This window comes from Pseudacidovorax intermedius, assembly GCF_003350475.1.
Lineage (GTDB): Bacteria > Pseudomonadota > Gammaproteobacteria > Burkholderiales > Burkholderiaceae_C > Xenophilus > Xenophilus intermedius.
In genome coordinates this window covers 1-13,635 of record NZ_QQAV01000007.1, presented here as the reverse complement: position 1 = coordinate 13,635, position 13,635 = coordinate 1, and the positions used below count along the sequence as shown (strand labels likewise).

Below are 13,635 nucleotides of genomic sequence, written 5' to 3'. Positions count from 1 at the left end.
TGCAAATGCGTTGCAACGGCAAGTGCGCGCGGCCCATTCGATGGCAGCAGACTTCGGCAGACCGGCGTAGCGACAGGCATCCGCTGGTGCTTCGCTTGGGGGCGCTGACCAGCGCACCTTCTGCCGGCAGCCTCAGCCCCGCAGCAGGCGCCGCAGCAGCTTGCCCGTGCCCGTGGCGGGCAGCGCATCCAGCAGCTCCAGCTGGCGCGGCACCTTGTAGTGGGACATGTTCTCGCGCGCCCAGGCCAGCAGCGCGTCCCGGTCGAAGGGGTCGCCGGCAGCAGCCGACGGCACCACGAAGGCCTTGACCACCTCGCCCTTGTCGGCGTCGGGCACGCCGATCACGGCCACCTGGGCCACATCCGGATGCAGGATCAGGATCGACTCCACCTCTTCCGGGAAGACGCTGTAGCCCGACACCTTGATCATCTCCTTGACCCTGCCGATGAAGCTGAGGTAGCCCTGCGCGTCCAACCGGCCGATGTCGCCCGTGTGCACCCAGCCATCCCGGAGCACCTCGGTGGTGGCCTCGGGCCGGTTCCAGTAGCCATGGAACACGCCCTGGCTGCGCACCACGATCTGTCCGCTCTCCCCGACCGGCACCGGCTCGCCGGCCTCGTCGAGGATGCGCAGCTCCACGCCCGGGCCCGGCACGCCGTTGGTGCCCCAGCGCACGGCATCGCGCGGCATCAGCACATCGTTGGTGTGGGTCTCCGACAGGCCATAGCCCGCCTCGTACACCAGGCAGTCGTTGGCGAAGGCGCTCCAGCGTTCGGCCAGCTCCTGGGTCAGCTTGATGCCGAAGCTGGTGGCCATGGTGGTCTTCAGGCTCGACAGGTCGAACTCGGCCGCGCCGGGCGCCTTCATCGCGGCCTCGAGCATGGGCGCCATCGCGTACCACCAGGTGACGCGGAAGCGCTCGATGCTCTGCAGCACCGCGATCGGGTCCATGCGGTTGAGCAGCACGATGGTGGCGCCGGTGTAGGCCAGCAGTGTGACGCCGCAGATCATGCCGGCGATGTGGTAGACCGGCGCGACCGCCAGCATCGTGTCCTCGGCACGGATGCCGAACATCTGCGCGCCCACGGCCGTCTTGTAGAGCGCGTTGCGGTAGCTCAGCATCGCACCCTTGGGCATGCCGGTGGTGCCCGAGGTGTAGGTCATCAGGGCCACTTCGTCCATCGAGAGCACGGGCCGCGGCGGCTGTGGATGGGCGTCGGCCACGGCCTCGCCGAAGTCGACCACGCCGTCGGGCAGCGGCATGCGGGCGAGCAACTCCGGTGGCACCTGCACCGGCGGATCCGGCGGCAGCAGGTCCGCATAGCGCACCGCATACACATGCGGCACCGCCACCCGCTCGCGCACCGACATCACGATGGGCAGCAGATGGTCCGCCGCCACGAGGGCCTTGGCGCCAAGGTCGCCCACCTGGTAGGCGAACTCGTGCGCCTTGAACATGGGGCTGCAGGGGCTGACGATGGCGCCCAGCTTCTGGATGCCGAAATGGGCGATCAGGTACTGGGGGCAGTTCTGCAGGAAGAGCGCCACCCGGTCGCCCGGCCCGACACCCACGTCGTGCAGCGTCTGCGCGAAGGCATCGCTCATGCGGTCGAGCTCGGCATAGCTCAGCGCCCGCCCGTACCAGACGATAGCCGGCTTGTCGGGCTGGTGGCGCGCGTGGGCACGCAGGTATTCATGCAACGGCTGCTCGCCGAGCGGATAGTCGATGGGGGTTGGGCTCATGAGGATGTCAGCTTTCCATAGCGCTGTCGCGCCACACGCGAGGCATGAAACCGGCGCCGCTTTTCTGATCGAAGGGCCGCGGAGCAGGCCATGCCAGTGCACCCGCGGAACGGGCTTGGCCCGGCCGCCGGGTGCGCCCCTTGAGGGAGATTGGACTTCCACACGCAGTGAGGAAGTCCAAACGGGGTGGTTTCATTTCAAAGGCCCAGCACATGCTTGGCCATGATGTTCTTCTGCACTTCGGTGCTGCCGCCGTAGATGGTCATGGCCCGGCAGAACTGGTAGCTCGCGACCGGCCCCAGCGCATGCTCGGGCCCCAGCAGCGGCGTCTCGCCATCGCCGAACAGCCAGTCGGGCTGGAAGCGCTGCGCATCGGGTCCGCTGGCCATGACCCTCAGCTCGGTGATGCGCTGGGCGATCTCGGTGCCGCGGATCTTGATGAAGGACGAGGTGCCCGGCGCCGCCGCCTGGCCCGCCTGCGCGTCGGAGAGCAGGCGCAGCAGCCCGATCTCCAGCGCCTTGAACTGCGCCTCCACCTGCGCCAGTTCGCGCGCGAAGGCGGGCTCGTCGATCAGTCGCCGGCCGCCGCTGCCCACCTCGGCCGCCACTTCGCGCAGGCGCGCGAGCTCCTGGGTGATGAAGCGCAGGTTCGCGTTTTCCACCCGCTCATGGGCGAGCAGGAACTTGGCGTAGGTCCAGCCGCGGTCGACCTCGCCGATGAGGTTCTCGCGCGGCACGCGCACGTCGTCGAAGAAGACCGCGTTGAGGTAGTGCCGGCCATCCATCATGCGGATCGGCTGCACCTGCACGCCCGGTGTCTTCATGTCGATCAGCAGGAAGGAGATGCCGGCCTGCTTCGGCCCTTCGGTGCTGGTGCGCACCAGGCAGAACATCCAGTCGGCGAAGTGCGCGTACGAGGTCCAGATCTTCTGGCCGTTGACGAGGAAGTGATCGCCCCGATCCAGCGCCTGCGTCTTGAGCGCGGCCAGGTCCGAACCGGCACCCGGCTCCGAATAGCCCTGGCACCACCACACGGAGGAGTCGCGGATGGCGGGCAGGTGCTTCGCCTTCTGCGCCTCGGTGCCGAAGGTGTAGATCACCGGCCCGACCATCGCGGGGCCGAAGACCTGCAGCTCGGGGCAGTGCATCTCGCCGGCCACGCGGTTGAAGATCAACGTGTGCAGGGCGCTCCAGTCCAGGCCGCCCTGGGCCCGCGGCCACGCGCCGGTGAACCAGCCGCGCCGGGCGAGGATCTGCTGCCAGCGCATGAAGTCGTCGCGCGCCAGGGTGCGGTCCAGCCGCACTTTCTCGCGGATGTCCACCGGCAGTTCGGCGGCAATGAAGGCCCGCACCTCGGCTTCGAAGGCACGGTCCTGGTCGCTCAGGCGGAGGTCCATCGTGCGGGCCTCACTGCGCCATGTAGCGCTCGGCATGCCAGTCGGCGTCGCCGAAGCCCAGGCGGATCATCGACAGGCGCTTGAAGTAGTGCCCCACGGCCAGCTCTTCGGTCACGCCCATCGCCCCGTGCATCTGCACCGCCTCCTGGCCGACCAGCCGGGCCGTGCGGTCGATCTCCATCTTGGCGGCGGACAGCGCGCGGCGGCGGGCCGGGGCGTCGGCGTCGCGCAGCATCAGCGCGGCATACAGCGCCATGGAGCGGGCCTCGTCCAGCGCGATGGTCATGTCGACCATGCGGTGCTGCAGCGCCTGGTTGGTGCCGATGGGCCGTCCGAACTGCTGGCGGGTCTTGAGGTAGTCCAGCGTCGTGTCGACCAGGACCGCCATCGCGCCGACCGCCTCGGCGGCCAGCGCCGCGATGCCATGGTCGATCACCCGCTCCAGCGCATCGCCCACCTCCGTGCCATCGGCCGGCACCAGCCGGCGCGATGCATCCACCGTCACGCCGTCCAGGCGCAGGTCGGCCGCGCGCTGGCCGTCGTGCATGGCATAGGGCGTGCGCGACAGGCCCGGCGCATCCGCAGGGACCACGAAGGCCTGCAGCCCCGCGCGCTCCCCGGGCGCGCCGGCGCTGCGGGCAACGACCATGATCGCATCGGCGCAGTCGCCGCCGTAGACCAGAGTCTTGGTGCCATCCAGGCGCCAGACGCCGCCTTCCTGGCGTGCCGTCGCGGCGATGTGGAAGGGGTCGTAGCGCGAGGCCGGCTCGGCATAGGCCAGGGCCAGGCGCAGCTCGCCCGCCATCATGGGCTGCAGCCACTCCGCCTTCTGCGCCTCGCTGCCGATCAGGCTGAGCAGGCCGCCGCCCAGCACGACGCTTGCCAGGTAGGGCTCGAGCAGCAGGCCGCGGCCCACGCCCTCCATGACGATGCCGGTGTCCACCGCATCGCCGCCGATGCCGCCCTCGGCCTCGGAGAAGGGAATCGCCAGCCAGCCGAAGTCGGCATAGCGGCGCCAGCAGGCGGCGTCATGGCCGAGGTCGCTGGCCGCCACGCGCCGCCGGTGGCTGAAGTCGTAGGCCTCGCGCACGAAGCGCTCCACGCTTTCGCGCAGCTGGAGTTGTTCGGGGGTGTATTGCAGGTCCATGGTCGGTGTCGCTTGGCATTCACAGCGCCAGGTAGCGCTGCTGGATCTCGGGATGGCGGTCGAAGGCGGCCCAGTCGCCCTCGAAGACGAGGCGGCCGGTGTCGATGACGTAGACGTGGTCGGTGCAGCGGCGGGCGAACCAGATGTTCTGCTCGCACAGCAGCAGGGCCACGCCGTTGTCGGTGCAGCTGCGGACCAGGTCGTGGGCCATCTCCTCCACGATGATGGGCGCCAGGCCCTCGGTGGGTTCGTCCAGCAGCAGCAGCCGCGGATGCGCCGCCATGGCCCGGGCCACCGCCAGCAGCTGCTGCTGCCCGCCGCTGAGCTGGCCGCCATGACGCTGCAGCAGGCTGGCCAGCATGGGAAAGCGCTGCACGATCTCGTCCACGGGCACCGCAGGGCGGCCCGGTCCGGCTCCATAGCGGGCCATGGCGATGTTCTCGGCCACGGTGAGGTGGGTGAAGATGCGGCGGTCCTCGGGCACCAGCGACAGGCCCAGGCGGGTGCGCCGGTGCGTGGGCAGCGCGGCCAGGTCCTGGCCGTCGAAGCGCACCGTGCCGCGCACGCGCGGACCAGCGTTCATGATGCTCTTGAGCAGCGTCGACTTGCCGGCGCCGTTGCGCCCCAGCAGCGCCACGCGCTGGCCCGCCGCCACCGACAGCCGCAGGCCGAAGAGGATGTGGCTGTCGCCATAGAAGGCGTCGAGGTCGCGCAGGTCAAGCATGGACCATCTCCTTGCCGAGGTAGACCTCGCGCACGCGCGGATCGGCGCGCACGGCCTCGACGCTGCCGGTGGAGACCACCTCGCCATAGTTCATCACCATGATCCGGTCGGCCAGGCCGAAGACCACGTCCATGTCGTGTTCGGTCATCACCACCGTGATGCCGCGCTCGCGCCGCATGCGGGCGATCAGCGCGGCCACGTCGGCGCGGTCGCTCGGGGACATGCCCGCGGTGGGCTCGTCCAGCATCAGGATGGCGGGCCGGCCCGCCAGGGCGATGGCGAACTCCAGCCGCTTCTTGTCGCCATGCGACAGGAAGCGCGCGCCCTGCTGCGCATGCCCGGCGAGGCGCAGATCGGCCAGCAGCGCCATCGCCTCGTCCCGGATGTCGGGCGACGGTGCGCAGCGCCGCCACGCGCCGAGCGGCTCGCCGGTGTGGCGCCGCCGCGCCTCGATGGCGACGACGACGTTGTCCAGCACATCGAAGTCGGCGAACACGCGCGCCACCTGGAAGGTGCGGCCGAAGCCGCGGCGCACCCGCTCATGCGACGACAGGCGGGTGACGTCCTCGCCCTTGAAGCGGATGCTGCCGCCGTTGCAGGCGACCTCGCCGGTCATCACCCGGAACATGGTGGTCTTGCCCGCGCCGTTGGGTCCGATGATGGCGAACACCTGGCCCGGCTCCACCGCCAGGCTGACGCCGCGCAGGACTTCGATGGGGCCGTAGTTCTTGCGGACCTGGCTCACTTCCAGCAGTGCGGTGCTCATGGCGTGCCTCCCGCGCGCAGCGGCTGGCCGGCGGCCCGAGGCGCGGCCTGTGAATGCGGCTCGGGCGGCGCGGGGGTGCGGGCGCGCTCGCCCCACAGCCGCGCCTCCAGGCTGCGCCACAGGCCCACCGCCCCGTTCGGCGCCAGCAGGATGATGGCCAGCAGGCCGCAGCCCACGATCAGCTCCGACAGCCCGACCAGGGTGCGCGTGGCATAGGCGATGGCGGCGAACAGCCCCGCCCCCACCACCGGTCCCCAGAAGGAGCTGACGCCGCCCAGCAGCGTGTTGAGCATCGGCTGGGCCGAGGCCAGCCAGTGCACCTCTTCCACCGTCACGATGCGCGACCAGGGCGCGTACAGGCAGCCGGCCACCGCGGCCACGGCCCCGGAGATGACGAAGGCGGCCAGCCGATAGCTGGCCACGGGCGTGCCCATGAAGGCCGCACGCTCCGGGTCCTGGCGGATGGTCTGCAGCGTGCGCCCGAAGCGGCTGTGCAGCAGCCACCACAAGGCGCCGGTGATCAGCACGCAGGTCGCCAGCAGGAACAGGTAGTAGGCGTTGGAGCTGCCCAGGTCCACGCGCAGCAGCAGCAGGTCGAGCACCGGCCGCGGAATGTCAGTGATGCCGTCCTCGCGCCCCAGGAAGGCGCTGAAGCCGATGACCAGCCGCAGGGCCTCGGCCAGCGCCACGGTCAGCACCGCCAGGAACACGCCGCTCATGCGGCGCAGTGCCAGCACGCCGACCAGCCAGGCCGCCGCCGCACCCAGCAGCGCAGCGCCGCCCATCACCAGCAGGAAGGGCACGCCGGCCACGTGCCGCAGCGCCAGCGCCGTCAGGTAGGCGCCGATGGCGAAGAAGCCCGCATGGCCGAAGGAGACCAGGCCGGTGTAGCCGAAGAGGATGTTCCACGACAGCGCGAACACCACCTGGATCAGCACTGTGCCCACCACATAGAGCGGGCCGGCGCCCACCCACCAGGGCAGCGTGGCCAGCAGCAGCACCAGGGCCGTGCCCAGCGCCTGCCAGACCCGGCGCGGCACCTGCGGACGGTGCAGGCTGCCGCCACTGCCGGCCTCGTGGTGGCCGGCGTCCTGGCTGCCCACCGCGGGGAACAGGCCGCTGGGCCTGCACAGCAGGAAGATCGCCAGCACCACGTACACCGCCAGACCCGGCACCTGCGGGAGCAGCACCGTGTTCAGGCTCTGCACCAGCCCCAGCACCAGCGAGCCGATGAAGGCACCGCGGATGTTGCCGAGCCCGCCGATGATGACGGCGAAGAAGGCATACATGAGGTAGGAGTCGCCCAGGCCGGTCGACAGGCTCTGGTTGGGCAGCAGCAGCCCGCCCGCCAGGCCGGCGAGCATGAAGCTGGCCATCACGCTGAGCGCCACCCCGAAGGACACGTTCAGCCCCAGCACGCCCGACATCCACGGATCGGCCGCCAGCGCCTGCATGAGCTTGCCGAACCACATGCGGTGGATGGCGATCTCGAGCAGCACGTAGATCACCAGGCCGGCCGCGATCACGAAGATCTGGTAGGCCGAGAAGAACAGCCCGAAGGGATTGAGCGGCTGATCCAGCCCCGGCGGCGGGTTGACGGAGAAGAAGTCCACCCCCCACACCAGCTTGGTGACGCCGGTGCACACCATCATGAGCGCGAAGGTGGCGATCAGCACATAGTGCGGATCGACATGGCGCAGCCGCCGCAGCACGAGCCGGTCGGTGACCAGCCCCAGCACCGCCACCACCACGCCGCCCGCCAGGGCCGCCAGCAGGAACATGCCCAGCGACTGCACGTCGCGGCCCATGACCGAATAGGCCGTGTAGGCGCCGATCATGAAGAAGCCGCCCTGCGCCATGTTGAGCAGCCGCAGCAACCCAAAGATGAGCGTCAGCCCGGCCGCCACCAGGAAAATGGCCATGCCGAAGGCGGCGGCATTGAAGAAGGCAAAGAGGATCTCGTTGGCCATCGCGTCAGGCCTCGTACTTGCGGCCGGGCGACGGCGGCTCGACGATCTCGGATTCGTCCAGGCGGATCACCTGCTCCAGGCCATAGCCGGGCGCCGCCTCGCGCGCGCCAATCTTCGCGAAGTAGGCATAGCCGATGCCCTGGTGATCCTCCTTGCGGATGCGGTAGGGGCCCGCCGCCGTGTCGAAAGCCAGCCCCTCCAGCGCCGGGATCACGGCCTCGGTCTCGGTGCTGCCCGCCTTCTTCACCGCATTGAACAGCGCCAGCGCCGACCGGTGCGAGGCCTGCACAATGCCCGGCACATGGGGCGTGCCGGTGACCTTGACGATGTACTCGGACAACTGGCGGCTGAGCGGATACTGGCTCTTGAAGGGCTCCAGCTCGGGCGCCCAGAAGCTCACGCCCCACAGGTTTTGCGGCGTGGAGCGGCCCATGGCCTTGGCGATCATCAGCTCGGTGCCGGCTTCGCCGATCACCTTGAAGCGGCGGTCCATGCCGACGGCGCGGCCCTGCTGCAGCAGGCTCACGCAGGGCGCGGCCGTCAGGCCCACGAAGAGCCCTTCCGCGCCGGAATTCATCAGGCTGTTGATCTCGACCTTGTAGTCGGCCTTGTTGAGCGAGGCATACACCGGCTCCAGCACCTTCGGCGTGGTGCCGCCGGCCTTGGCGGCCCGCTCCACGCCCAGGCGGAAATAGCGCGCCATGTCGCGGCCGTTCTCGCTGTCGGGCAGGATCAGCGCCCAGCTGCCCACCTGCGGGAACTTGGTCGCCAGCATGTTGCCGATGCCGCCGAAGAGCATCAGCGCGTTGGACGCCACGCGGAAGAAGTGGCGGCTGAAGTTCTCGTGCGTGACCGACATCACCGTCGGCGCAGGCGCCGCCACCACCGCCTTGAGCTCGGCCAGGATCGGCGCGATGGCCAGGGCCATGGGCGACTGGCCCGCACCCACCGACAGGTTGACGCCTTCGCCCGCCAGCTCGCGCACGGCCGCCACCGCGCCCGCGCTGGTGAACTTGTCGTCGCGCACCACGATCTCGATCGGGCGACCCAGGAGCCCGCCCTGGTCGTTCCATTGCATCTGGGCGGCACGGATGCCGGCCAGCCAGTTGGCACCGGCCTCGGCGCCGATGCCGCTCATGGGCAGCATGGCACCGATGCGCAGCGGTCCGGGCTGGGCGCGCACCCATGGCGCCGCCGTCGCGGCCAGCACGGCGCCTGCACCGGCGCCCTGGATCAAGGTTCTGCGTCGCAGCGACATGGTCCTGCTCCTCACATCGACAGCGGCTTGCCGGGGCTCGGCGGCTCGGCCACGTCGGCCTCGCGGTAGGCGATGGCATCGACGATGCCGTAGCCGGGGTCGGCCTCGCGGGCGCCCACCTGGGCGATGTAGGCCTCGCCCAGGCCCTGGTGGTCTTCCTTGCGGATGTGGTAGCGGCCCACCGCGGTGTCGAACTCCAGGCCTTCGAGCGCGGCGATGACGGCGTCGGTGTCGGTGCCGCCGGCCTTCTCGATGCCGTTGAACAGCGCCAGCGCGCAGCGGTGGCTGGACTGCACGATGCTGGGCGGATTGCGGTCGCCCGTGAGCTTGACGTAGTCCTCGTACAGCGCGTTGCTCATCGCATGGCGGCGGCCGGCCTCGGTGCCGGGCACCCAGTAGCTGATGCTCCAGAGGTTGGCCGGCGTCGACTTCTGCATCGCCTTGGCGATCATCAGCTCGGTACCCGCATCGCCGATCACCTTGAACTTGCGGTCCATGCCCACCGCGCGGCCCTGCTGCAGCAGGCTGATGCAGGGCGCCGCGGTGAGGCCGACGAACAGCCCCTGCGAGGGCGCGTTCATCAGGCTGTTGATCTCCACCTTGTAGTCGGCCTTGTTGAGGCTGGCGAAGACGGGGTCGAGCACCTTGACCGTGCGACCGGCCTTCTGCGCCGCACGCTGCACGCCGACGCTGAAGAAGCGCGCCATGTCGCGGCCGTTTTCGCTGTCGGGCACGATGCACGACCAGGTCTGCACCTCCTTGAAGCGGTCGGTCAGCATGTTGCCGATGCCGGCGAAGGCGATGTAGGCGTTCCAGGACAGGCGGAAGAAGTTGCGCTGGAAGCCCTCGTGCGTGAGCGACATGACGGTGGGACAAGGCGCCACCATCAGCGCCTTGAGTTCGGGCAGGATCGGCGCGGTCGCCAGCGCCATGGGCGACTGCGAGCCGCCAATGAGCAGGTTGACGCCACTGCCTGCCAGCTCGCGCGCCGCGGCGACGGCGCCGGCACTGCTGAACTTGTCGTCGCGCACCACCAGCTCCACCTGGCGCTTGAGCACCCCGCCCTTGGCGTTCCACTGCGCCACGGCCACGCGGGCCCCGGCCAGCCAGGCGGCGCCCGCCTCGGCGCCGATGCCGCTCATGGGCAGCATCAGCCCGATGCGGATCGGTCCGCCCTGGGCCCTCACGGGACGGACCCCGACGCTGCCGAGGACGGCAGCCGCCGCAGTCGCCTGAAGGAAGTGACGTCGATCGGTCTTCATCGCATGTCTCCAGTTCCGCCTTGGGTCGGCGTATTTGTTATAACAGATTTGCGATGGTGGGCATGCATGCGTGCGCTGTCACCGGCATTAACCCCTAAGGGTCGCCGGCAACGGGCGAAGCGAAGCCGCGGCGCTTGGCCGCGGCGGTGGAAGTGCGAGGAGGCGAAGACGCCCTCAGCGGGCGTAGCAGCTCAGCATCACCGAGCGCAGCCAGCGGTTGGCGGCGTCGTTGTCGGCGCTGGCATGCCAGTACAGGTAGGCGTCCATGGAGGACAGCGGCGCCGGCATGGGCAGCACCTGGTTGCCGAAGGTCTTGTTGACCATGTGGGCGTAGCTCTCGGGCATGGTGAGCACCAGGTCGGTCTGCGACACGGTGCGGCAGGCCGCGAAGTAATACTGGCAGCGCAGCGCCACCTGTCGCTGCATGCCCAGGCGGCGCAGCTCGATGTCCTCGAAGCCCGGCCCCTGGCGCCGCGTGGTGACCAGCACATGCCGCTGCGCAAGGTAGGTGTCGATGTCCACGCTGCCCTGGATGGCCGGGTGACCCTGCCGCGCGACCACGGCCGCGCCGTCGACCGTGATGCGGGTGAACTTGACGGCGTCCGACACGGGCAGCAGCACGTCGACGGCGAGGTCCAGCGTGCCGGCCGCCAGCTCACCCTCGAGGCTGCGACGGCTGGCACGCACGCTGGCCACCTCGACGCCTGGCGCCTCGCGGGCCAGCGTGCGCATCAGCGGCGGCATCACGGTCGATTCCATGAAGTCGCGCAGCCCGATCACGAAGCGCTTGGTGCTGGTGGCCGCATCGAAGCTCTGGGTGTCGTTCAGCAGCGAGCCCAGCGACTGCAGCGAGCCGCGCAGCGGATCGATGATGCGCTTGGTCAGTGCCGTGGGCACCATGCGGTGGCCCTGGCGTTCGAACAGCGGGTCGTTGAACAGGTCGCGCAACCGCGCCAGCGCATGGCTGATCGCCGGCTGCGTCAGGTGCAGCTTGTCGGCAGCCTTGGTGATGCCGCCCTCGGTGTAGATCGTGTCCAGCACGACCAGCAGGTTGAGATCGACCCTCGAAATATGCATGGACTGTATCGGCGGGCATGCCGCGCTTTCATTGGGCAGCACGGGCCGGGGCGCTTAGCCTTGGCGGCCCCCGATGATGCCCGCAAGCGGGGCGCCCTGCATGCCCTCCGGAGACAGCCCCTTGCCCCAGACCGACACCTCTGCAGACACCACCGCGGTGCGACCCGGCCACCGCCTGGACGAGCAGGCCCTGCGCGAATGGTGGATCGACCATGTCGACAGCAGCGCCCGCCAGCGCTTCGGCCTGGCGCAGTTCAAGGGCGGCCAGTCCAACCCCACCTTCCTGGTCGAGACACCCGACGGCCGCTATGTGCTGCGGCGCAAGCCCGCCGGCACGCTGCTGCCCTCGGCCCATGCGGTGGACCGCGAGTTCCGCGTCATGCGGGCGCTGGCCGGCAGCGGGGTCCCTGTGCCGCGGGTGCATGCGCTGTGCACCGACGCGGCGGTGATCGGCACCATGTTCTACGTGATGGACTGCGTGCCCGGCCGCATCCTCTGGGACCCGCACCTGCCCGGCATGGCCAGCAGGGAGCGCGCCGCGCTCTACGACGACATGAACCGCACCCTCGCCGCCCTGCACGAGGTGGATGTGGCGGCGGTCGGCCTGGCCGACTACGGACGCACCGGCGGCTACATCGCCCGGCAGTTGGACCGCTGGACCCGCCAGTACCGCGCCAGCGAGACCGAGCCGATCGAGGCGATGGAGCAGTTGATCGCCTGGCTGCCGCGCCATCAGCCTGCCGACACGGGCACGCGCCTGGTCCATGGCGACTTCCGACTGGACAACCTGGTCTTCGCGCAGGATGCGCCGCGCGTCGTGGCGGTGCTGGACTGGGAGCTGTCGACGCTGGGCGACCCCATGGTCGACTTCGCCTACCACTGCATGGCCTGGCGGCTGCCGCCCTCGGTGCGCGGGCTCGGCGACCTGGACGCGGCGCAGCTGCAGGCGGCCGGCATCCCGACGGTGGCGGCCTACCTGGCGCGCTACTGCGAGCGCCGCGCCCTGCCCCGCGTCGACGCGCAGACCTGGCGCTTCTATGAGGCCTTCAACCTCTTTCGCGCGGCGGCCATCGCCCAGGGCATCATGGGCCGGGCCCTGGCCGGCAACGCGGCCAGCAGCGAAGCCCTGCAGGCCGGCCGCCAGGCCCGGCAGCTGGCCGAGCTTGGCTGGCACGGCGTCGGCCAGGGCGCCTGAGTCGCCCGCCGCGCATGGACACCGCCCGCCACCTGCCCCGGCTTCGATTCGCGCGGCTGCGCATGACCGATCCCGCCGTGGCCCGCGCACTGTTCGCCGACCTGCTGGGCTGGGCCCCCGCCCACGCGCCGGATCGGCTGGCCTTCCATGGACCCGGGCTCAGCGTGGAGGTGTCGACACCCACCGATCCACCCGCCACCACGGGCGCCCCCGACCTTCTGGGCTGGCAGGTGCCCGATCTGCTCGACTGGCAGCGGCACTGCCATCGCCAGGGCCTCAGCGTCACGGACGGCGGGCTGCTCGGCCCCGGCAGCGCCCTGCAACTGGCCGCGGGGGAGACGGGGGGCTGCACGCTGGAGTTCAGCGAGCGGATGGAGGGCCGGTGCGCCCCGCCGACCCTCACGTCCGAAGGCCGGCCCGGCCCGGGCCCGCACTCGCTCGCCGCCATCGAACTGCGCGTGCGGGCGCCGGAACGGGTGGCCGCGCATTGGGGCCGCCTGCTCGGCCTGCCGATCGTGCGTCAGGACGGCCTGCCCGCCGTGGCCACCCCCTGTGGCACGCTGTGCTTCCTGCCGGCACAGGAGCAGGCCGACGCCGGCATCGACGGCCTGCGCATGCGGCCCGCCGAGGCGGGCCTGCTGTCACGCTGGAGCCACCAGCGCGCGCTGGGACGCCTGCCGGCCGGCCACTGGATGGCCGGCGGCCTGAGGCTGCGCTGCGACTGAGCCGGCGCCACGGCCAGCCGTCCCATTCAGGCGAATCCCCGGCCCTCGGCCACGCGCTGGCGGATCAGCTTTGCCGGCTCCCAGAACGTCCCATCGTCGTTGGGGTTGCGCCCGAAGCGCTGCATCGCCTGCACCACATTGAACAGGCCCTGCTGGCTCGCGTAGTGCATCGGGCCACCGCGGAAGATCGGGAAGCCGTAGCCCGTGATGTAGACCATATCGATGTCGCTGGCCTTGCTGGCGATGCCGTCCTCCAGGATGTGCGCGCCCTCGTTGACCAGCGAATACACCAGGCGCTGCACGATCTCCTCGTCGCTGATCTTGCGCGGCGTGATGCCCAGTTCCTTGCGGTGCTCGGCAATCATGTCCTC

General features: G+C 70.3%; 12 protein-coding genes. 2 read left to right on the top strand and 10 right to left on the bottom strand.

Features of this window, described 5'->3' with window-relative positions; all coding sequences use genetic code 11:
• Positions 1–132 precede the first annotated feature (132 nt).
• The 9 genes from DFR41_RS17130 to DFR41_RS17085 form a co-directional block, all read right to left on the bottom strand.
• The gene (locus DFR41_RS17130; protein ID WP_114803628.1) at positions 133–1,743 is read right to left on the bottom strand and encodes an AMP-binding protein; all 1,611 of its coding nucleotides are present in this window, start codon (positions 1,741–1,743) and stop codon (positions 133–135) included.
• Between the two features lie 197 nt (positions 1,744–1,940).
• Positions 1,941–3,140, bottom strand: coding sequence for an acyl-CoA dehydrogenase family protein (locus DFR41_RS17125; protein ID WP_114803627.1), 1,200 nt, complete (start codon positions 3,138–3,140; stop codon positions 1,941–1,943).
• A 10-nt stretch (positions 3,141–3,150) separates the two neighbouring features.
• Entirely contained in the window at positions 3,151–4,287 is a 1,137-nt protein-coding gene (locus tag DFR41_RS17120; RefSeq protein WP_114803626.1) for an acyl-CoA dehydrogenase family protein, read from the bottom strand.
• A 19-nt stretch (positions 4,288–4,306) separates the two neighbouring features.
• Complete coding sequence (locus DFR41_RS17115) at positions 4,307–5,011, bottom strand: ABC transporter ATP-binding protein (RefSeq protein WP_017759107.1); 705 nt, start codon at positions 5,009–5,011, stop codon at positions 4,307–4,309.
• The gene (locus DFR41_RS17110) at positions 5,004–5,777 is read right to left on the bottom strand and encodes an ABC transporter ATP-binding protein (RefSeq protein WP_114803625.1); all 774 of its coding nucleotides are present in this window, start codon (positions 5,775–5,777) and stop codon (positions 5,004–5,006) included. Before DFR41_RS17110 ends, DFR41_RS17115 begins: the two co-directional genes overlap by 8 nt.
• Positions 5,774–7,747: an ABC transporter permease gene (locus DFR41_RS27885; protein ID WP_211322614.1), complete on the bottom strand. Its 1,974-nt coding sequence runs from the start codon at positions 7,745–7,747 to the stop codon at positions 5,774–5,776. The genes DFR41_RS17110 and DFR41_RS27885 overlap by 4 nt, the downstream gene beginning before the upstream one ends.
• Before the next feature lie 4 nt (positions 7,748–7,751).
• The gene (locus tag DFR41_RS17095) at positions 7,752–9,005 is read right to left on the bottom strand and encodes an ABC transporter substrate-binding protein (protein WP_114803624.1); all 1,254 of its coding nucleotides are present in this window, start codon (positions 9,003–9,005) and stop codon (positions 7,752–7,754) included.
• Positions 9,006–9,016: 11 nt separating this feature from the next.
• Entirely contained in the window at positions 9,017–10,267 is a 1,251-nt protein-coding gene (locus DFR41_RS17090) for an ABC transporter substrate-binding protein (RefSeq protein ID WP_017761335.1), read from the bottom strand.
• A 174-nt stretch (positions 10,268–10,441) separates the two neighbouring features.
• On the bottom strand, positions 10,442–11,344 hold the full coding sequence (locus tag DFR41_RS17085) for a LysR family transcriptional regulator (protein WP_114803623.1): 903 nt from the start codon (positions 11,342–11,344) through the stop codon (positions 10,442–10,444).
• A 100-nt stretch (positions 11,345–11,444) separates the two neighbouring features.
• Between DFR41_RS17085 and DFR41_RS17080 the strand changes: the two genes are divergently transcribed.
• Both DFR41_RS17080 and DFR41_RS17075 read left to right on the top strand, forming a co-directional pair.
• The gene (locus tag DFR41_RS17080; RefSeq protein WP_114803622.1) at positions 11,445–12,539 is read left to right on the top strand and encodes a phosphotransferase; all 1,095 of its coding nucleotides are present in this window, start codon (positions 11,445–11,447) and stop codon (positions 12,537–12,539) included.
• Between the two features lie 14 nt (positions 12,540–12,553).
• Entirely contained in the window at positions 12,554–13,264 is a 711-nt protein-coding gene (locus DFR41_RS17075; protein WP_114803621.1) for a hypothetical protein, read from the top strand.
• A 26-nt stretch (positions 13,265–13,290) separates the two neighbouring features.
• Here the strand turns inward: DFR41_RS17075 and DFR41_RS17070 are convergent.
• On the bottom strand, positions 13,291–13,635 hold a 345-nt coding region (locus tag DFR41_RS17070; protein ID WP_244917783.1), incomplete at its 5' end, for a 3-hydroxyacyl-CoA dehydrogenase family protein.